Here is an 18,990-nt window from a genome sequence, read left to right as displayed (position 1 = left end):
CGTGATCGTCATCGGCGTCGACGCCGATCCGCTGGCTGTTCGCTGGTCGCCGCGGGTGCGGGCTGTGATGTGGGCGCGGTGCGTGCGGTGTGGCGGGTGCTGCTGGTGCGGGCTGCCTGTGCGCGCTTGTTCGGCTGAGCGGTGATGCGCCAGTTGAGGACCTCGGCGGGACGTTCGGCGGTGTCGAGTTCTCGGCGGGCGACGACCTCGGCCAGGAGGTGTCGGGTGTTGTGGCCGGCGGTCTCGGCGCGGGCGAGGGTGGTGGTCAGGGCGGGCCAGGCGGGGTCCGTAAGGATCCGGTCGGCGTGGTCGGGGACAGCTGCCCGCACGACGGCCTCGAATCGCAGGGCTGTGGCAGCGCGGGGCGCGCGGCGGGTGAGGTCCGCCAGGACCGGCTCGGCGGCTTGGCGGTAGCTGTCCTGCAGGTGGCGGACGGCTTGTTCGGCTGCGGCGGCCTGCTGTTCGTGGCCGCGCTGTGCGTGCCACGTGGCGGCGGCGCGGGCCACGTGCAGGGCTGCGAAGACCACGGCTATGGCCAGTCCGCCCGGCATGTTGGGCGCATAGGCGAGTTCTTTGGCGGCTTGGCGTAGATCGGTGGCGGCCTGGTGATCGGCACGGATGGCCGAGCGGCGGGCTCGGTTGAACGCCTTGGCTGCTGCTTGCAGTTCGGCTTGGTGCGGGCCGGGTGTGGCGCGGGCGAGGTTGTGCAGGACGTCGCCGAAGGCTTCCAGGTGCCCTTGGGCCACGGCGTCGTCTCCCACATCAAGGACCGTACGGGCCGTGTGCACAGCGGATTCGGTACGGCGCCACGACTCGGCCGGGTCCGCCACCGGTTGCGGGCGGTCGACCACCTCTTGGGAGGGGAGGCGTTCGCGCAGGCGGTTGTAGGACAGGTCGGGGGCAAGCTTGGAGCCACCGAACCAGATGGTGTCGCCGGGTGCGGCCAGGCTGTAGCCGGTCACCTCACCGGTCTCGGGGCCGGTGCGCGGCTTGACCTGGATGCCGAGCGAGCCCAGCACGGTGAAGTAGTCGTCCATGCTGCGCACGGAAGCGGCGACCGCGTACGCCTGCTCGCGCAGCCACTCCCGCGCGGTCACGTCCTGACCCTGCCGTTCGGCCTTGGCTCGCTCTGCCCCGGTCGGCGTGCGGGGAGCGGTGAGGTCGCCGGACTTCAGGCGGCGCAACCCGAACTCGACCTCGATCTTGCGGCACTCCTTCTGGGCCCGCCAGCCGTCCCGGTTGGTCCGGGGCCGGCGGCCGTCGGCGCGGACGGTGGTAGCCAGGATGTGGATGTGGTCCTCCGCGTGCCGTACCGCGATCCACCGGCAGGCTTTCTCGTCGCCCTCGGGCGCGATGCCGGTGGTGGCGACGACCCGGCGGGCGACCTCGGCCCACTCGGCGTCGGTCAGATAGCGGTCACCGGGCGCGGTGCGCACTGGGCAGTGCCACACGTGCTGCGGTGGCCTCTTGCCGAGTTCGCGGGTGCGCAGGTCGACGTGATGGTCGAGGCGGTTGGCGAGTTGGGTGTAGGTGGCGTTCGGGTCGCGGCCGGGGTCGGGTGCGCCGGCGAGGTCCCAGGCGACGACGATGTGGGGGTCGGTGTGTTCGTCGCGGCGACCGGGGCCGAACAGGTAGGCAATCAACCCGCGGGTGTCGCAGCCGGTGGAGACGTCAGGCACCATGAGCGGCCCCTTCCGCGAGCAGCTGGTCGATCAGCCGATAACTGGCCTCGGCCGCCCGCTCGATGCCCGCGAGTACGGCCTCAGTGCGCTCGGGTATCGCGCCGGAGTGGATGGCCATGGTGATCTGGTTGAGGTTGGTGCCGATGCGGTTGAGCGACCTGGTGTGTGCCTCAACGGCCTCCACCAGCGGGCGGATGGGGTCGTCCTCCGGACTGCCGGCCATGTTCGCCTTGCCGAGCGCGACCGCCAGCGCGGCGTCGCCGACGAACCCGGCGAACGCCTGGCCACGCCGCTTGGCTTCGGCGTTGATGATGCCTACGGCGGTCCGGGTGAAGCGGATGTTCTTGACCTGGTCGCGTTTCTCGGTGGTGCGCTTGCGGTTCATCCGCGCGGGCAGCACCGGGGCGTCAGGCTCACGCCACGACGGCTGCTCGACGGGCACTTGGGCATCGGCAAGCACTTCGGTATGCGGGACGGCGGGATGCTCGGCGCTGTCGGCGCAGGTCGCGGCGTTGGGCTCAGCCTTCCCCTCTACCGGCTCGGGCGCCCGCTGGCGCCCGGCCACCTCTTCCTCCGCCACCCCTGGGGCGGGTGCAAGCGCGGACGAAGCCTCGTTAGAGGCTCGTTCGCTCCAGCTTGCTGCTGTTCGTCGACCCAGGCCGAACCATCCCTTACGGCGGCGAGCGGGGTGGCGGTCGTCGGTTTCAGTGTCGTGCATGGCGGTGCTCCGGCGGTGTGTGGGCGGGACTTCGTCACGTCCGTCGCATCCGTTGCAGGGCTGGTCAGAGCAGGTACGGACGCGGGTGCTGGTACGGAGAAGTCCGTCCCGGTGAGGACGTCCGTCCCCGCGCTGACCTGCGCGGGGACGGACGCGACGGATTGATACGGACTCAGGGAGGCGGGTTAACGGCTGCGCTTGGGGCCCGTAATGGCGCCGGGCGGACCGATGGGCAGCGACCCCGTCGGCCCGGCGGGCGGCAGCCCGTAACCCTGGCGCGCCGGACCGGTCCCCTGCGCGGGATCGGGTGCCGCCTCGGCGAGATCGGGGCAGTGGCGAGCCCAGGCGTCGAGGAAGCGATTGCGCATGTACGCCTTGGCCTGCCTGCCCTTGTCGAACCGGTGGTTGGCCGAGCTGATGCCAAAGTCCCTCAGCATGTTGCCCAGGTGGTAGGCGTTCAGGCCCTTGGTGCCGTACTCCGCCCACGGACCATCGGCGTCCTGGATCAGGGCGGCGACCAGATCCTGGGTCGGCAGGGCCTCCGGGTTGTTCTCCCGCTCGAAGATGCGGTGAATGTCGCGCAGCAGCCGCGTCTTCAGACTGCTCTGCTCGTCCTGGACCGCCTCATGCCGGGTCATGGCCAGGCAGGCGGCCCGGGCCTGGGCGGGCCAGCGTCCGCCGGCCAGGTCGGCGATGATGACCAGCGGCTCCCAGGTGTCCGCCGCACGGTCCTCCACCGGCATTTCCGGCACCATGCGGGCTGCCGTGCTCCGCAGCGGCCCCAGCCAGGCGGCCAGCCGGTCACGCAGCGCGTTCAGTTCGGGCACCGAGTACCGCGACCTGAACGGCGTGACCTTCTCTCCCGGCTTGCGCTTCTGCATCCGCAGCACGACCGCCCTGTCCATGATCGTGTCGGGCAGGTCGCCGATCCCTGCGATCGCGGCCATGGCGAAGGTGGGATAGGGGGTCGGCTTGTGCTCCGGTCCGGAGATGCGCCAGGCGGGCCGGTTGCGCTGGTGTCCGGCGTTCAGCAGGCCGCGCAGGTCCTCCTTGTCGCCCGCTTTGGGGCCGAAGATGGTGTCGGCCTCGTCCACCAGCAGCGTGGGCGGGTTCTTGCCGATGACGCGGAAGATGACCGCCGGGGAGGTGTTCACCGTCATCATCGATTGGTGCACGGTCTCGTGGAGCACGTCCAGGACACGAGACTTGCCGCAGCCCTTCGTCGGGCTCACCACCGCCAGGCGGGGCGCGTGCTGCAGAGCGGTCTGGATGTGGGAGGCGGCCACCCACAGGGTGACTGCGGTGAGTGCCTCCTCGCCGGGCAGCACCACGTACTTGCCGATCGCCGCCCGCAACTCATCCAGCAGCGCGGCGCCATCACCGGCCACCTCGACCCCGGTGCCCACGTGGTCTCCGGTGCCCGCCCCGTCGTCGGGGACCACGATCTCGTGCTGCACGGTCCCCTCCACGGGACCGTCGATCCCCGGCGACCGGCGGGGACCACGATCACGGTCCCCATTGCGGTCCCCTGGCGCAACGTCCGCGCCTTGGGGACCGGTCCCCATGTGCACGCTGCTGACCTGCACGTTTCCGCCGGACGTGGATATGGGAACCGTGGCTTGCGGGGACCGGGGACCGGGCGCATCGCGGGGACGGTCCTCAGCCGGCGCGTCAGCGGGGCGCTGGTCCGCACCTGCTGCAACGTCCGACAACGCAGGGGACCGTGTGTCCACCTGTTCCGCGCGACGATAGGGGATGCCCTGGCCAGGGACCGCAACCGTGGGCCAGACGGTCTTGGGGGATGTGTTCGTGGTGCTGGGGGACGTAGAGTCCTCCATAGACGTTCCTCTCCGGTGAGGGGCAGGACGGGCAAGGTCCCGCCCCTCACCAGCTCGTCGTTCAGGGATGGGCAGTCAGCAGGGGAATCTCCGGCCCTCGGCGTTGGCGCGCCGGGGGCCGCACTGTTTCGGCGCCGGCTACGCCGTGAGCTCGTACGCGGACTGGGCAGAAAGCCATTCGTCCACCTCCCGCCAGCGGTAGCGCAGATGCCGGCCGACCTTGAGGACGTTCGGGCCGATGCGGCGATGCCGCCACTGGTAGAGGGTCTTCACCGGCACACCGAGGTAGGCGGCGACGTCCTCCGGAGTGGCCAGCGGCGCACGGTCCGGGCCGCCTGATGAAGCTGCGGGGCGTGGAATTTTGGGCATGGGACTCCTTCGAGGGGATTCGGGGTTGGACAAGATAGCCACAGATCTCCTGCAGCATCCAGCGGCATTGTGCGGAAATTCTGCGGCCGCACCAAACGGCACCTCACCGATTGGGGCTAATACCGTAAACGCTGATTCCGGATTTCCGAAATCGCTCCGCCACCTATGCCGGTTTTCGCAGGGATCTCATCAGCGCCCGACGCCCCCTCCGGGACGAACCACCAGGCGAGAGGGCTGTGGTGCCAGCTTCCGATGCCGCTGCGGCGGCGGACCGTAGCACACAATTCCGGCCTCACCGAACCGCACGTCGCGGCCGATAATTCCCCGGCGCCTACGAGTATTGGAGACTTTAAGAACCAACTCTTGCCACGGCCCGGCAATTCGAGTTAAAGCTGTCTGTCATGGCAACACGACCCGTAGAAATAGGCCCCGCCGGAGTCCAGGCTGCTCGCAATATCGAGCGCCTGCGTCTGGCTCGCGCGCTCTCCCAGCACCAGCTCGCCGAACGCTGCACCGCGCTGGGGCGCCCGCTCACCAACACCGCCATCAGTCGCACCGAGCGCGCCCGCCGCCGCTGCGACGTGGACGACCTCGTCACCATCGCCGCCGCTCTCGGCGTAGCCCCACGTGACTTGCTGCCACGGTGGACAGCCCCAGGCGTCGCCTGTCGTCCCACGATGCAGTCCCTCAGCCTCGTGCAGGGGGCCCTCCTTGGCTGACGTGTACGACCGATGGCACAAGTCCTTCCCCAAGGAAGGCGACGACGAGTGCCCGGAGCACAAGGGCAAGGTCCCCACGGCCGACCACGGCAAGGGCAAGCGCTGGCAGCTGCGCTACCGCGACCCGCTCGGCAATCAGCGTAAGGAGAATTACGACCGGAAGGTCGATGCCGAGGCGGCTGCGGCAGCCGTGGACAACGACCTGCGCCAGGGCAAGTACATCGACCCGACGGCGGCGAAGAAGACGCTCAAGACGTACGCCCGCGAGTGGCTCGACGACGCGACCGCCGGCATCGGCACGGTGGACGCGTACACGGGCATCGTCCGCAACCACATCGAGCCGCACCTGGGTCATCTGGAGTTGCGATCCCTCAACCGTCCTTCGCTCATCCAGGGTTGGGTGAAGAAGCTCCAGGGTGCGGGCCTTGAGGCGTCCACCATTGGCTTGGTCAACTCCGTGTTCTCCGCCATGCTGGACGCCGCTGTGGAGGACGGGCTGCTGCCCAAGAACCCGTGCAAGTCCAGCTCGGTCAAGCTACCCAGCAAGCCGAGGCGGAAGGTCGTCCCCTGGAGCCTGGCGCGCGTGCACGCGGTCACGGACGCTCTGCCACACCGCTTCCAGTGCGGCGGCAAGCTGGCGTTCGGCTGCGGCCTGCGCCAAGGTGAGGTCTTCGGCTTCGACGAGGACGAGCTCGACTTCGACCGCGGCGTGGTCCACATCAACCAGCAGATCAAGCTGGTCCGGTCGACCATGGTGTTCGCCCCGCCCAAGGGCAACCGGATCCGCACCGCCCCCATGGCGGACCAGCTGGCGGCCGCGATCAAGGCCCACATGAAGGACTACCCGCCGGTGTCCGTGACCCTGCCGTGGATAAAACCTGACGGTGAGCCCCGCACGTACCGGCTGCTCTTCACCGACGAGCAGGGGCGCGCGTACCACCGCAGCGTCTTCAACCAGTACGTCTGGAAGAGCGCCCTCGCCGATGCCGGAGTCATCCCGCCCCGCGAGAAGGGGTCGCCGCGCTACGCGGCCGCCCCCGACGACGGCATGCACGCCTACCGCCACGCCTACGCGTCCGTCCTCCTCGACGCCGGCGAAAGCATCAAGGCGCTGTCCGAGTACCTCGGCCACTCTGACGCCGGCTTCACGCTGCGCACGTACACGCACCTGATGCCGAACAGCGAGTCCCGTACGCGGCGGGCGATGGATGCGGCGTTCGCCCAAGCGCTTACGGGCGACACCCCCGCAGCGACCGTGCACAGCGAGGGCACACCGGCCGCGGCGGAATCCTCCGCCATGTGCCCTGCGTGTGCCCTGGTCGCCTGAATCCGACCGGTGAAGGGCGATTCAAGCCGCCGCACACCTACCCGATCACATCGGGTTTCAGCAGGTCAGAGCCCGAATTCCAGGCCGGACCGTTCACGACGCCAGCGGAAGCGCCGCCCCCTCGCGCCACTTGAGGATCTTGTCGAAGCTGACGACCGCGCCGGGGCGGCCCGTGCGGTTGCGGTAGTGGACGTGGTCGGTCAGGGCCTCGATCAGAAAGAGCCCCCGGCCGTCCTCGGCGAAGGCGGGGGCCTGCGCGGGGGTGGGCACGGGGGCCGGCGCGAGGGCGCGGTCCTCGGCCGTATGGGGCGGGGCGGAGGGTGCGGGGCGGGGGCGGAAGCCGGGGCCCGAGTCGGTGATCTCGATGCGGCAGGTGTCGCCGTCGATGAACGCCGTGACGCAGTAGTCCTCGGAGGCGGCGTCCCCGCCGTGCTCGACGGCGTTGGCACAGGCCTCGGAGAGGGCCACCGCCAGGTCGTAGCAGATGTCCGGGTCCACGCCCGCCGTCTCCATCGTGCCCAGCAGCAGGCGGCGGGCGAGCGGGACGCTCGCAGCCTCACGCCGCAAATGGAGTGACCACCAGATGCTCATCGCTCCAGCCTCCTGGCCGCGGCTCGACATATCGATACCTATTGCCGTGCCTCAAGGTCCGTAAGCATGTCCGGGACGTGATATCGCTCATTCGGCGGATGCGAAGAGTGAGCGCATCGGTGTAGGTGCAGCGCCTCCCATGCGCCCTTGCGCGCCCCGCCGGACTCCTCGGGCGCCCCGCCGGGCGCCCCTTGGTGCCGACCTGCCGTAGGCGGCCCATAAGTGCAGTGGGATGATGGCGCCGCCATGACTCCCCCGCCCGCCTCCACAGCGCGCGCGGCCGCCGATCTGCGGCTGCTGAGGGCCGCGGTCTTCGCCGCGGCCTGTGTCGCGCTGTCCGCGGCCGGGCACATCACCGCCTCGTGCGCCGGCGTCCCGCTGTGGACGCTCGGGCTGGCCGGGGTCGCGGTCTTCGCGCTCGCGGCGCCGCTGGCCGGGCGGGAGCGTTCGCTGCCGGGGATCGCCGCGGGACTCGCCGTGGCGCAGCTCGGTCTGCATGCGCTGTTCTCCTGGGGCCAGAGCCTTCGGCTCGCGCCGCCCCGCGTCGGCGGACACGGCATCGGCGGCCTCTCGGACCAGGCGGCGATCGCCCTTGCCCGCCATATCACCTGCGGGTTCGGCGCCGGGCGGATGGATGGTGCGCAGGCCCGCCGGATGCTCGGCTCGGGCGGCTTCGACACGGCGTCGGCCGCCGGGATGACCGCTCCGGCGGGGCACCCCATGGCCGGCGCCGCGGGCTCCGGGCCCGAGGCGCTGCTGCCCTCGCTGCCCATGCTGCTGGGACACCTGCTGGCCGCGCTCGCGCTCGGCTGGCTGCTGCGGCGGGGCGAGGCGGCGCTGTGGCGACTGGTGCGGCTGTCGGCGCCGGCGGCGTACGAGAGCGCCGTGCGGACGCTGGCCCATGCGGTGCGCGGGGCGCTCCGGCTGGTCCGTGCCCTGCTCACGGGACTTGCGACGGCGCACGACAAGACGCTGCGCGCCCCCGTTTCGTACGGGGATGACAAACCCGGCCCGCAGGACCCCGCACTCCACCACAGTGTGATCAGGCGCGGGCCACCCACCCTCGCCCTCGCGGCCTGACGTCACGCGAACCACGCTCCCACAGGACGGGTACGGGCTCGCGCGTCGTCGCCGTACGCGCGCCACCCGAACCGTTATGAGCACCTTTCTCCTTCCTGTGGAGTGTTTTTCGATGTCGAGGAATTCGAAGATGACGCCGATGACGACGCCGTCGCAGCAGCCGGAGTCGTCGCGGACGCGGCGCTACGCGCGCCGGATGCCGCTGGTCGGCGCCGCCGCGGCCGGCAGCGTGCTGCTGCTCGCCGGACCGGCCTTCGCGCACGTCAGCGTGCAGCCGGAGACGGCCCCGAAGGGCGGCTTCGCCACCGTCAACTTCAAGGTGCCCAACGAGCGCGACGACTCCTCGACGGTGAAGCTCGAGGTCACCCTGCCGACCGACCACCCGCTGGCGTCCGTCATGCCGCAGCCGGTGCCGGGCTGGAAGGTGTCGATCACCAAGGCCAAGCTCCCCAAGCCGATCGAGATGGAGGGCGAGAAGATCACCGAAGCCCCCTCGAAGATCACGTGGACGGCCGAGGGCAAGGGCGTCGAGCCGGGCCAGTTCCAGCAGTTCCCGCTCTCCGTGGGGCAGCTGCCGAAGGACACCGGCCAGCTCGTCTTCAAGGCCCTGCAGACGTACGACGACAAGAAGGTCGTGCGCTGGATCGAGCCCACCAAGGAAGGCGCACCGGAGCCGGAGAACCCGGCGCCGGTGCTCAAGCTCACCGCGGCCGAGGCGGACGGCCACGGCGCCGCCGCGGACGGCAAGAGCGGCGAGGACGGTGGCAAGAACACCGCCGCCGCGGCGTCCGGCAGTGACACCACGGCCCGCGTCCTGGGCGCCGCCGGCATCGTCGTCGGCCTCGCCGGAGTCGGCTTCGGCGTGTTCGCCGGCCGGCGCCGCAGCGCCTGATCACCGCATGGGCCGGCGCCCGACCCGTGCCGGCCCGTGCACTCCCTCCCGGAGCTCCGGGAGCCGAACTCACAGGATTTATCTGCAATGCGTAGAAGGACCCTGCTGGCGTCCGCCCTCACGGCGGCCGCAGCCCTCAGCCTGACCGCCTGCAACGGCGATGACCAGGACAAGCCCGCCGCCGAGGTCTCCGGCGGCACCGCCGCCAAGCCGATCGTCACGCTCGACAACCCGATGGCGAAGCCGGACCTCGTCCTGACGGACACCGCCGGCAAGAAGTACGACCTGGTGAAGGAGACCAAGGGCCACCCCACACTGATCTACTTCGGCTACACCAACTGCCCGGACGTCTGCCCGCTGACGATGGCCAACATCGCCGTCGCGGTGAAGCAGCTGCCGAAGGCCGAGCAGAAGGATCTGCGGGTCGTCTTCGTCACCTCCGACCCCGAGCGCGACACCCCGGCCACCCTCAAGAAGTGGCTCGGCGGCATCAACAAGGACTTCACCGGGCTGACCGGCAAGTTCGACACCATCCAGGCCGGCGCGCGCAGCGTGAACATCGGCATCGAGAAGCCGGTCAAGAAGAAGAACGGCGATGTCGTGTCCACCCATGGGGCGCAGGTGCTGCTCAGCTCCCCCAAGGACAACAAGATCCACTGGATGGGCATGCAGGAGGCGACCTCCGACAACTACACCAAGGCACTGCCGAAGATCGTCAAGGGACAGAACCCGTGAACCGCCGCACCACCCTCGCCGCCGCCCTCACCCTGACCACCGGTCTCGTACTGGCGGGCTGCGGCGACAGCGCGCCGAAGCTCAAGGTCGCGGACGCGTACATGCCGCAGCCGGTCACCCAGGACATGGCGGGCGCGTACTTCACCGTCAAGAACAGCGGCGGCACCGCCGACAAGCTCACCTCCGTCACCAGCGACCTGTCCAAGGACATCTCGCTGCACAAGACGGTCGGCAGCAAGATGGAGCAGGTCAACTCCCTGCCCGTACCGGCCAACGGCGAGCTGGTGCTCGGCCGCGGCGGCAGCCACCTGATGTTCATGGGCCTGAAGAAGAAGCCGGCCGAGGGCGAGAAGGTCACCGTCGAGCTGCACTTCGCCACCGCGAAGCCGATCAAGGTGGAGGTCCCGGTCAAGGCCGCCACCTACGCGCCGAAGAAGTAGCCGCCTCCGCGGAGCCGGGCCGGCCGGCTCCGCACGGACAACCAGCAGACGCAGCAACCAGCAGACGCAGTAAGGGGAGCGATCACTATGGTCACCACCGGGCTCCGGCCGGGACGGTCCGCCGTGCTGCGCCTGCTGGTCGTCGCGATGGCGCTGGCGGGTGCGCTGCTCGGCGGACTCGGCGGTGCCGCCCCGGCGTCGGCGCACGCCGCGCTGACCGGCAGCACGCCCGCGCAGGGGGCGGTGGTCGACCACGCCCCCGGGCAGGTGGCGCTCACCTTCTCCGAGGGCGTGGCCATGGGCGACGACTCCATCCGGGTCCTGGACCCGAAGGGCAAGCGGGTGGACGCCGGCAAGCTGCGCAACCTGTCCAGCGGCAACGTCGTCAAGTACGGCGCCGGGCTGCCGGCGGGGCTCGGCAACGGTACGTACACCGTCGCCTGGCAGGCGGTCTCCGCCGACAGCCACCCCGTCTCCGGCGCCTTCACCTTCTCGGTCGGCGCGCCCTCCAAGACCACCGCCGCCGTTCCCCAGGACAAGGCCGGCGGCGGGCTGGTGGGCGCGCTCTACGGGATCGCCCGCGCGCTGGCGTACACCGGGTTCGTGCTGCTGGTCGGCGGCGCCGCGTTCGTGGTGGCCTGCCGGCCGGCCGCGGCCCTCGTCCGGTCCGTGCAGCGGCTGGTCGTCCAGGGCTGGGCGCTGCTGACCGGCACCACGGTGGCGATGCTGCTGCTGCGTACCCCCTACACGGGGTCCGGCGATCTCGCCGACGTCTTCGACTTCGGCGGCCTCCAGCAGGTCCTGGTCACCAAGCCGGGTGCGGCGCTGGTCTCCCGGCTGCTGCTGCTCGCCGCCGCGGCGCTTCTCGTGGCGGTGCTCTTCGGGGCGTACGCCCGGACCCAGGAGCCGGCCGAGCCGGGCGAGGAGCCGCTGGACCCCGCGGTGGCGGAGCGGCAGCGCAAGGACCTGACCTTCGGCCTCGGCATCGGCGGAGTGATCATCGCCGCCGGGCTCGCGGCGACCTGGGCGATGGCCGAGCACGCCTCGACCGGTCTGCAGACCGCCGTCGCGATGCCGGTCGACGTGCTGCATCTGCTCGCGGTCGCCACCTGGCTCGGCGGGCTGGCGGCGCTGGCGGTGTCCCTGTACTGGGGCCCGCCGGTCGAACGGGCCGCCGTGCGCCGCTTCTCGCGGATCGCGTTCGGTTCGGTGCTGGTGCTGGTCGCCACCGGCATCTACCAGTCCTGGCGCCAGGTCGGCACCTGGCGCGCGCTGACCGACACCACGTACGGGTGGCTGCTGCTGCTCAAGGCGGGGCTGGTCACGGTGCTCGTCGGGATCGCCTGGGCGTCGCGCCGGTGGACGGGGCAGCTGGCGGAGGTGCCGGCGGGGGACGAGCTGACGGCCGAGGTGGACACGGAGGTGGGCGCGGAGAAGGCCGGCGTCGGCGTTCCGGCCACTGCCACCACCGGCGCCACCGCCACCGCCGGATCGGCCCGCGCCACCCGCCCGGCGACGGGAGCCGGCTCCGGGTCCGCAGACACCCCTGACACCTCCGGCACCCGCGACACCGGCACCCCCGACACCTCTGAAGCCCCCGACGACACACCCTCCCCCGACCCCGCCCGCGCCGCCCAACTCGCCCGGCAGCAGGCCGCGTTGGACAGCGCACAGGCCAAGCGGAAGCGCGACGCCGACCCGGAGCGGCGGGGGCTGCGCCGGTCCGTGCTGGCCGAGGCGGCGGTCGCGGCCGTCGTGCTCGTGGTGACCACGGTGCTGACGGCCACCGAGCCGGCCCGCACCGAAGAGGCGGTCAAGGCCACCTCGGGCGGGCAGTCCGCCGCGGCCGCCCGGCCGCAGGCGCTGACCGTCCCGTTCGACACCGGCGGCCCGCACGGCAAGGGCACCGCCCGCCTCGACCTCTCCCCCGGGAGCAGCACGGCCGCCAATACGGTGCGGCTGCGGCTCACGGATCCCTCGGGCAAGCCCATGGACGTCCCCGAGGTGAAGCTCGCCTTCACCCAGAAGGCCAAGAAGCTCGGGCCGCTGCCGGCCACCCCCCGGCACGAGGGCAAGGGCCGCTGGAGCGCGAGCGGGGTCCGGCTGCCGGTCCCCGGGCAGTGGCAGCTGTCGCTGGTCGTGCGGACCTCCGACATCGACCAGGTCACCGAGATCAAGAACGTGAAGATCGGCTCATGAGCAAGCAGACCTCCGGCAAGAAGGCCACCGGCAAGCGGACCCCCGACGCCCGGACCGGCGGCACCCGGACCGGCGGGCGGGGCGGCGGCCGCGTCCCCGCCCCTGCCACCGAGCCGGCCGCCACGCCGGCCGACGCGGGCGGCGCCTCCCGCGCCGCGGAGGTCTCCCGCCGCCGGCTGCTCGGCACCGTCGGCGCGGCGGGTGCGGCCGGACTGGTGGCCGGCGGGGCCGGTGGCGCGCTCGCGGCACACGCCGCGCAGGACCCCGCCCCCACCGCGCTGACCAGCATCGGCGCGACCGAGGTGGCGTTCCGGAAGACGCACGCCACGCACCAGGCGGGGATCACCACCCCGCTCCAGGCCACCGGCCATCTCGTCGCCTTCGACCTGGCCCCGGACGCGGACCGCAAGAGCGCCGCCGCGCTGCTGCGGCGCTGGTCGCGGACGGCCGAGGAGCTGATGGCCGGGCGCGTCCCGGACGCCGACACCGGGGTCGCGCTCGACGCCGGCCCGTCCTCGCTGACCGTGACCTTCGGCCTCGGGCACAGCTTCTTCGGCCGTACGGGCCTGACGAAGCGGCGCCCCGTGCAGCTCGACCCGCTGCCGGACTTCTCCGCCGACGCGCTGGACCCCCAGCGCAGCAACGGCGATCTGTGGATCCAGATCGGCGCCGACGACGCCCTGGTCGCCTTCCACGCGCTGCGCGCGCTGCAGAAGGACGCGGCCGGCAGTGCCCGGCTGCGCTGGCAGATGAACGGCTTCAACCGCACCCCGGGCGCCACCGCGCGCCCGATGACCGCCCGCAATCTGATGGGCCAGATCGACGGCACCAACAACCCCAAGCCCTCGGACCAGGACTTCGACGAGCGGATCTTCGTCGGGCGCGACGCCGAGCAGGCCTGGATGCGCGGCGGGTCGTACGCCGTCGTGCGGCGGATCCGGATGCTGCTGGACGACTGGGAGAAGCGCTCCCGGCACGAGCAGGAGAAGGTCATCGGGCGCCGCAAGGCCAACGGTGCCCCGCTGACCGGCGGTTCCGAGACCACCCCGATGCGGCTGGACGCGACCGGATCGGACGGGCTGCCGGTGATCCCGGCCAACGCGCACGCCCGGATCGCGGCGCCGGCGTCCAATCAGGGCGCGGCCCTGCTGCGCCGCCCGTTCTCCTACCACGACGGCTTCCGGGAGGACGGCGCCCCGGACGCCGGTCTGCTCTTCGTCTGCTGGCAGGCCGATCCGCTGCGGGCCTTCACCCAGATCCAGCGGAAGCTGGACCGCGGGGACGCGCTCTCGCCGTTCCTGCGGCACGAGGCGAGCGGACTGTTCGCGGTGCCGCCGGCCGCGGAGCCGGGCGGCTATGTGGGCCGGCCGCTGCTGGAGGGCTGAGCGCCCCGGGGTCACGGGCCCGGCCCGGGCCCGCCGTGGAAGTCCGGCCCGGGCCCCGGACGGGCCGGTTATCGTGGCAGGGAGGAACATCGGCGGGGTGCCCCCGCAGTTACGCGAGGGAGTCCTGATCCATGTCGGCCAGCCGCTATACCTATCTCGGCCCCGAGGGCACCTTCACGGAGGCCGCGCTGCGCAGCCTGCCCGAGGCGGCCACCCGCGAGCTGGTGCCGATGGTGTCGGTGCCGGCCGCCCTGGACGCGGTGCGCGCCGGTGAGGCCGCCGCGGCGCTGGTGCCGATCGAGAACTCCGTCGAGGGCGGGGTGACCACCACCCTCGACGAACTCGCCGCCGGCGAGCCGCTGATGATCTACCGCGAGGTGCTGCTGCCGATCGCCTTCGCGCTGCTGGTGCGCCCCGGTACGGCGATCAGCGGGGTGAAGACGGTGACCGGGCATCCGGTGGCCCAGCCGCAGGTGCGCAAGTGGCTGGCGGCCCAACTCCCGGAGGCGGTATGGGAGTCGGCGGCCTCGAACGCCGACGGTGCCCGGCTGGTGCAGGAGGGCCGCTACGACGGCGCGTTCGCCGGTGAGTTCGCGGCCGCGACGTACGGCCTCGAGCCGCTGGTCACCGACATCCACGACGCGCAGAACGCGGCCACCCGCTTCGTGCTGGTGGGCCGCCCGGCCCGGCCCGCCTCGCCCACCGGCGCGGACAAGACCTCGGTGGTGCTGTGGCTGGCCGAGGACCACCCCGGTGCGCTGCTGGAGCTGCTCCAGGAGTACGCGGTCCGCGGGGTGAACATGATGCGGATCGAGTCCCGGCCGACCGGCGAGGGCATCGGCCGCTACTGCTTCTCGGTGGACTGCGAGGGGCACCTCACCGACCGCCGGGTCAGCGAGGTCCTGATGGGGCTCAAGCGGGTCTGCCGCGAGGTGCGCTTCCTCGGCTCGTACCCGCGGGCCGACGAGGTGCTGCCGACGGTGCGGCGCGAGATGACCGACGCGGCGTTCACCGAGGCCTCGGACTGGCTGGCGCGCTGCCTGGACGGGCGGGGCTGAGCGGGCTCCTCGGGCCCGCCGCGACCCGGCGGCCGGGCTCCCGCGGAAGGGCACGACCTGCAGCTTTGGCGGGGCTGTGGGTTATCCACAAAGTTATCCACAGGCCCGGTTCTCGACCTGTGGGTAAGTCGACATGGGAAACGGACAGAGTCGACAAATCGCCCTACTGATCCCACATCACTCCACAGCACCTCACGTCGGACAGCGTCAGCACAATTCAGGTGATCAATCCTTTAGGGCGAGGCAATCCCACACGAAAGAGTGCGTGAACGGGGTTTGGACAGAGAATCCATAGCCGAGCATTTCGGCAGCGGAATGGCCTCCTCCGACTTCCACAGATCTCACACACAGCCTGTGGATAACAATCCGGAAACCCCCAGCGCCTGTGGACAACCAGGGGAATCCCGGGGGATAACCCTGACCCGCACCCCGCCCCGGAGGCCGCCCAACTGCCGCCCCGCGCGCAGTGGATCACCGGCGGGGACGCCGTGAAATCCCCTTCCCCACGCATCGCGAAAGCCCCGCGCCGGACCGGTGCGCACCCCGGAATGCGGTCGCATTTCCCGTCGCTTTCCTTCCGCCCCCCTTAAGGGAATAAACACCCCAAAACGGACAAAATGCCGTGCGGGGGAATATCGCGTCGAGTGACGTGGTGGGGCCCCGGTAGCCTGGGGGGGTGATTGACCTTCGCCTGCTTCGTGAGGACCCCAACCGTGTGCGCGCGTCCCAGCGCGCCCGTGGAGAGGACGTCGAACTCGTCGACGCGCTTCTCTCCGCCGACGAGCGGAGCAGGTCGTCCAGCGTCCGCTTCGACGAGCTGCGTGCCGAGCAGAAGTCGCTCGGCAAGCTCATCCCCAAGGCCGCCGGCGACGAGAAGGCCGCGCTGCTGAAGAAGGCCGGCGAGCTGGCCGCCGCGGTCAAGGCCGCCGACGCCGCGCAGGACGAGGCCAAGGAGGAGGCGCAGGCACTGCTGCGCAAGCTCGGCAACCTCGTCCACCCCGACGTCCCCGTGGGCGGCGAGGAGGACTTCACGGTCCTGGAGACGCACGGCACGATCCGCGACTTCGCCGCCGAGGGCTTCGCCCCGAAGGACCACCTGGAGATCGGCGAACTGCTCGGCGCCATCGACGTCGAGCGCGGCGCCAAGGTCTCCGGCTCCCGCTTCTACTACCTCACCGGCATCGGCGCGCTGCTGGAACTCGCCCTGGTCAACGCCGCCATCGCGCAGGCCACCGCCGCCGGCTTCACCCCGATGCTGACCCCCGCCCTGGTGCGCCCGCGCGCCATGGAGGGCACCGGCTTCCTCGGCCAGGCCGCGGAGAACGTCTACCACCTGGAGAAGGACGACTACTACCTGGTCGGCACCTCCGAGGTCCCGCTCGCCGCGTACCACATGGACGAGATCGTCGACGCGGCCAAGCTGCCGCTGCGCTACGCCGGTTTCTCGCCGTGCTTCCGCCGCGAGGCCGGCACCTACGGCAAGGACACCCGCGGCATCTTCCGGGTCCACCAGTTCGACAAGGTGGAGATGTTCTCCTATGTCGCGCCGCAGGACGCCCAGGCCGAGCACCAGCGCCTGCTGGACTGGGAGAAGCAGTGGCTGACCGGTCTGGAACTGCCCTTCCAGGTGATCGACGTCGCCACCGGTGACCTCGGCGCCTCGGCCTCCCGCAAGTTCGACTGCGAGGCCTGGATCCCCACCCAGGGCAAGTACCGCGAGCTGACCTCGGCCTCGAACTGCGACGAGTTCCAGGCCCGCCGGCTCTCGGTGCGGATGCGCGAGAACGTCGACGGCAAGCAGAAGGTCTCGCCGCTGGCGACCCTGAACGGCACGCTCTGCGCCGTTCCGCGCACCATCGTGGCGATCTTCGAGAACCACCAGCAGGCGGACGGCTCGGTGCGCGTCCCCGAGGTGCTCCGCCCCTACCTGGGCGGCCGCGAGATCCTGGAGCCCGTCGCCAAGTGAGCACGCCGGCTCCGCTGCCCTACAAGCTCATCGCGACGGATCTCGACGGGACGCTGCTGCGCTCCGACGAGACCGTCTCCGAGCGCACCCGCCAGGCGCTCGCCGCGGCCACCGCGGCGGGCGCGGCACACATCGTCGTCACCGGCCGGGCCGTGCCCTGGACCCGGCACATCCTGGACGCCCTGGAGTACAAGGGCCTGGCGGTGTGCGGGCAGGGCGGTCAGGTCTACCACGCCGGCGAGCACCGGCTGCTGACGTCGGTGACGCTCGACCGCCAGCTGGCCGGTCTGGCGCTGTCCAAGATCGAGGCGGAGACCGGTCCGCTGCATCTGGCGGCCAGCCGCGACGGGCTGGAGGGCGAGGTGCTGGTCGGCCCCGGCTACCGCGTCCAGGAGGGCCCGCTGCCGAACGTCCTGATGGACGACCCCGGCGAGCTGTGGGCGGCCCCGCTCAACAAGGTCTACATCCAGCACCCGACCCTGGACGACGACGCGCTGGCGCTGGCCGCGCGGCAGATCGCCGGGGATCTGGTGGGGGTGACGGTGGCCGGCGAGGGCATCGTCGAACTGCTGCCGCTGGGCCTGTCGAAGGCCACCGGGCTGTCGCTGGCCGCCCGCCGGCTGGGGGTCACCGCCAAGGAGACGCTGGCCTTCGGCGACATGCCCAACGACATCCCGATGTTCGCCTGGTCCGCGCACGGCGTGGCGATGGCCAACGCCCATGACGAGCTGAAGGCCGTCGCGCACGAAGTCACCGCCTCCCACGAGGAGGACGGCGTCGCGGTGGTGCTGGAGCGGCTCTACCTCTCCTGACCGTCCCGCGGCCCGGGCTCCGCGGGCGACCGGGGGCCCGGGCCGGCGGTCTCCGGCCCGTGCGCCTTGTCCGATGGCACCTCCCCTGCTTCCTCGGCCTCCCCTGGCTCCCCGGCCTCCTCTACCTCGGCGGCCGCCGCCGAGGTCAGCGGCCAGGCCGCGAAGCCCATGGTCAGCGCGATGGCATGGCCGAAGTCGGTGAAGCTGGCGCCGGTCAGCAGCGGAATGCCGAAGAACACCAGCACCACGGCGAGGTAGCCGTACCGCCAGGGCGGCCGCAGCCGGTAGGTCAGCACCCCGGCGGCCGCCGCCAGCCCGTACGAGACGCCGATGTCCACCACATGGGTCATCGACCGCGGCAGCCGGTGCCCCTCGATGGCCAGCAGGACGAGTTCCTGGCTGGCCAGGGTGGCCGCGATGTGCGCGCCGCCGACGGTCAGCAGCCAGCGCGTGGTCCCCGTCCAGCGCTCCACGTTGGCGTGCAGCAGCTCGAACATCACCACGTAGAGCAGGAAGGATGCCGGGCGTTCGATCCAGAAGCCGCTGATCAGCAGCGACGGCAGCGGGTGCTCGTTCAGCTCGTGGATGTTGCTGCTGGTGCGGTGGACGAGGAACTCCCCCAGCCCCTCGGAGGCGGAGGCGACCACCAGGCTGGTGACCCCGATGACCAGCAGCCAGATGTGCGTACCGGGACTGCTGCGGACCCACTCCTTCGCCCAGACCAGCGGATTGGCGCACCGCGTCCGCACACCGGGGCGCGGCGGCTCCATCGGCCCACCCATCAGCGGCGCCCTCGGCAGGCGGCGATGCGCGGCCCGGGGGCCCCGACGCGCCGCCGGAGGGACGCGGGCGCGCCGAAGTCGGTGCGGGGGCACCCGGGGTGGCCGCCGGCGCCCCCCGGGGCCGTCCCGTCCTGATTGCCGTCGATTGTCACCATTCGAGGCTAGCGTGCGGCGGAGGGCACCGCCCCGGGCACGGGGGAGCCGGTCACGGTCGGGCGGGGCGGTCCGGGGCCGGCCGGCGGCTTCCCTGCGTCACCGCCGCCGCACAGCCGGCCACCGTGCGGCAGCATCGCGTCAAGTAGGGCCCACAACCCGTCAATGACGCGTCAGGGACCGGCCGGAAGTCCCGCATCCCGGGCATAGCGTCAGGGCCGAGCCCCGGCGTACGCCTTTCCCA

17 protein-coding genes are annotated in these 18,990 nt (G+C 71.6%); 11 read left to right on the top strand and 6 right to left on the bottom strand.

What is annotated here, in order from left to right; all coding sequences use genetic code 11:
• Positions 1–8 precede the first annotated feature (8 nt).
• The 4 genes from IEY78_RS07705 to IEY78_RS07690 form a co-directional block, all read right to left on the bottom strand.
• The gene (locus tag IEY78_RS07705; RefSeq protein ID WP_189096816.1) at positions 9–1,682 is read right to left on the bottom strand and encodes a relaxase/mobilization nuclease domain-containing protein; all 1,674 of its coding nucleotides are present in this window, start codon (positions 1,680–1,682) and stop codon (positions 9–11) included.
• On the bottom strand, positions 1,672–2,400 hold the full coding sequence (locus IEY78_RS07700; protein WP_229699765.1) for a MobC domain-containing protein: 729 nt from the start codon (positions 2,398–2,400) through the stop codon (positions 1,672–1,674). Before IEY78_RS07700 ends, IEY78_RS07705 begins: the two co-directional genes overlap by 11 nt.
• Positions 2,401–2,585: 185 nt before the next feature.
• The gene (locus IEY78_RS07695; RefSeq protein WP_373294085.1) at positions 2,586–3,755 is read right to left on the bottom strand and encodes a DUF3631 domain-containing protein; all 1,170 of its coding nucleotides are present in this window, start codon (positions 3,753–3,755) and stop codon (positions 2,586–2,588) included.
• Positions 3,756–4,376: 621 nt separating this feature from the next.
• Entirely contained in the window at positions 4,377–4,607 is a 231-nt protein-coding gene (locus tag IEY78_RS07690) for a helix-turn-helix domain-containing protein (protein WP_189096814.1), read from the bottom strand.
• Positions 4,608–5,008: 401 nt separating this feature from the next.
• Here IEY78_RS07690 and IEY78_RS07685 point away from each other — a divergent pair, with 401 nt between their 5' ends.
• Entirely contained in the window at positions 5,009–5,326 is a 318-nt protein-coding gene (locus IEY78_RS07685; protein ID WP_189096813.1) for a helix-turn-helix domain-containing protein, read from the top strand.
• Positions 5,319–6,653, top strand: a complete 1,335-nt coding sequence (locus IEY78_RS07680) for a tyrosine-type recombinase/integrase (protein WP_229699764.1) — start codon at positions 5,319–5,321, stop codon at positions 6,651–6,653. The genes IEY78_RS07685 and IEY78_RS07680 overlap by 8 nt, the downstream gene beginning before the upstream one ends.
• Positions 6,654–6,746: 93 nt before the next feature.
• Here the strand turns inward: IEY78_RS07680 and IEY78_RS07675 are convergent, their stop codons facing one another.
• The gene (locus tag IEY78_RS07675; RefSeq protein WP_189096812.1) at positions 6,747–7,244 is read right to left on the bottom strand and encodes an ATP-binding protein; all 498 of its coding nucleotides are present in this window, start codon (positions 7,242–7,244) and stop codon (positions 6,747–6,749) included.
• A gap of 246 nt (positions 7,245–7,490) precedes the next feature.
• Here IEY78_RS07675 and IEY78_RS07670 point away from each other — a divergent pair, with 246 nt between their 5' ends.
• From IEY78_RS07670 to IEY78_RS07630, 9 genes are all read left to right on the top strand, one after another.
• Positions 7,491–8,324: a hypothetical protein gene (locus IEY78_RS07670; protein WP_189096811.1), complete on the top strand. Its 834-nt coding sequence runs from the start codon at positions 7,491–7,493 to the stop codon at positions 8,322–8,324.
• A 139-nt stretch (positions 8,325–8,463) separates the two neighbouring features.
• A complete protein-coding gene (locus tag IEY78_RS07665) occupies positions 8,464–9,216 on the top strand; it encodes a YcnI family copper-binding membrane protein (RefSeq protein ID WP_229699763.1) in 753 nt (250 codons plus the stop codon).
• An 87-nt stretch (positions 9,217–9,303) separates the two neighbouring features.
• Positions 9,304–9,951, top strand: coding sequence for an SCO family protein (locus IEY78_RS07660; RefSeq protein ID WP_189096809.1), 648 nt, complete (start codon positions 9,304–9,306; stop codon positions 9,949–9,951).
• Complete coding sequence (locus IEY78_RS07655) at positions 9,948–10,391, top strand: copper chaperone PCu(A)C (RefSeq protein ID WP_189096808.1); 444 nt, start codon at positions 9,948–9,950, stop codon at positions 10,389–10,391. The genes IEY78_RS07660 and IEY78_RS07655 overlap by 4 nt, the downstream gene beginning before the upstream one ends.
• A gap of 87 nt (positions 10,392–10,478) precedes the next feature.
• Positions 10,479–12,590 (top strand): copper resistance CopC/CopD family protein, encoded by a 2,112-nt coding sequence (locus IEY78_RS07650; protein WP_189096807.1) that lies wholly within the window; start codon positions 10,479–10,481, stop codon positions 12,588–12,590.
• Complete coding sequence (efeB, locus tag IEY78_RS07645) at positions 12,587–13,975, top strand: iron uptake transporter deferrochelatase/peroxidase subunit (RefSeq protein ID WP_229699762.1); 1,389 nt, start codon at positions 12,587–12,589, stop codon at positions 13,973–13,975. The genes IEY78_RS07650 and efeB overlap by 4 nt, the downstream gene beginning before the upstream one ends.
• A gap of 131 nt (positions 13,976–14,106) precedes the next feature.
• Positions 14,107–15,033 (top strand): prephenate dehydratase, encoded by a 927-nt coding sequence (gene pheA, locus IEY78_RS07640; RefSeq protein WP_189096805.1) that lies wholly within the window; start codon positions 14,107–14,109, stop codon positions 15,031–15,033.
• Between the two features lie 676 nt (positions 15,034–15,709).
• A complete protein-coding gene (gene serS, locus IEY78_RS07635) occupies positions 15,710–16,999 on the top strand; it encodes a serine--tRNA ligase (protein WP_189096804.1) in 1,290 nt (429 codons plus the stop codon).
• The gene (locus IEY78_RS07630; protein WP_189096803.1) at positions 16,996–17,811 is read left to right on the top strand and encodes an HAD family hydrolase; all 816 of its coding nucleotides are present in this window, start codon (positions 16,996–16,998) and stop codon (positions 17,809–17,811) included. The genes serS and IEY78_RS07630 overlap by 4 nt, the downstream gene beginning before the upstream one ends.
• Here the strand turns inward: IEY78_RS07630 and IEY78_RS07625 are convergent.
• A complete protein-coding gene (locus tag IEY78_RS07625) occupies positions 17,799–18,593 on the bottom strand; it encodes a rhomboid-like protein (protein ID WP_373294079.1) in 795 nt (264 codons plus the stop codon). The genes IEY78_RS07630 and IEY78_RS07625 overlap by 13 nt on opposite strands.
• Positions 18,594–18,990: the final 397 nt, after the last annotated feature.

This window comes from Streptomyces kronopolitis (assembly GCF_014646275.1).
GTDB lineage: Bacteria > Actinomycetota > Actinomycetes > Streptomycetales > Streptomycetaceae > Streptomyces > Streptomyces kronopolitis.
This window is presented reverse-complemented; position numbering and strand designations above follow the sequence as displayed.

What these genes read in the sequence shown, in the direction of transcription:
- IEY78_RS07705 (WP_189096816.1), bottom strand. Translation starts at nt 1,682, where the DNA reads ATGGTGCCTGACGTCTCCACCGGCTGCGACACCCGCGGGTTGATTGCC.
- IEY78_RS07700 (WP_229699765.1), bottom strand. Translation starts at nt 2,400, where the DNA reads ATGCACGACACTGAAACCGACGACCGCCACCCCGCTCGCCGCCGTAAG.
- IEY78_RS07690 (WP_189096814.1), bottom strand. Translation starts at nt 4,607, where the DNA reads ATGCCCAAAATTCCACGCCCCGCAGCTTCATCAGGCGGCCCGGACCGT.
- IEY78_RS07685 (WP_189096813.1), top strand. Translation starts at nt 5,009, where the DNA reads ATGGCAACACGACCCGTAGAAATAGGCCCCGCCGGAGTCCAGGCTGCT.
- IEY78_RS07675 (WP_189096812.1), bottom strand. Translation starts at nt 7,244, where the DNA reads ATGAGCATCTGGTGGTCACTCCATTTGCGGCGTGAGGCTGCGAGCGTC.
- IEY78_RS07670 (WP_189096811.1), top strand. Translation starts at nt 7,491, where the DNA reads ATGACTCCCCCGCCCGCCTCCACAGCGCGCGCGGCCGCCGATCTGCGG.
- IEY78_RS07665 (WP_229699763.1), top strand. Translation starts at nt 8,464, where the DNA reads ATGACGACGCCGTCGCAGCAGCCGGAGTCGTCGCGGACGCGGCGCTAC.
- IEY78_RS07660 (WP_189096809.1), top strand. Translation starts at nt 9,304, where the DNA reads ATGCGTAGAAGGACCCTGCTGGCGTCCGCCCTCACGGCGGCCGCAGCC.
- IEY78_RS07650 (WP_189096807.1), top strand. Translation starts at nt 10,479, where the DNA reads ATGGTCACCACCGGGCTCCGGCCGGGACGGTCCGCCGTGCTGCGCCTG.
- efeB (WP_229699762.1), top strand. Translation starts at nt 12,587, where the DNA reads ATGAGCAAGCAGACCTCCGGCAAGAAGGCCACCGGCAAGCGGACCCCC.
- pheA (WP_189096805.1), top strand. Translation starts at nt 14,107, where the DNA reads ATGTCGGCCAGCCGCTATACCTATCTCGGCCCCGAGGGCACCTTCACG.
- IEY78_RS07625 (WP_373294079.1), bottom strand. Translation starts at nt 18,593, where the DNA reads ATGGGTGGGCCGATGGAGCCGCCGCGCCCCGGTGTGCGGACGCGGTGC.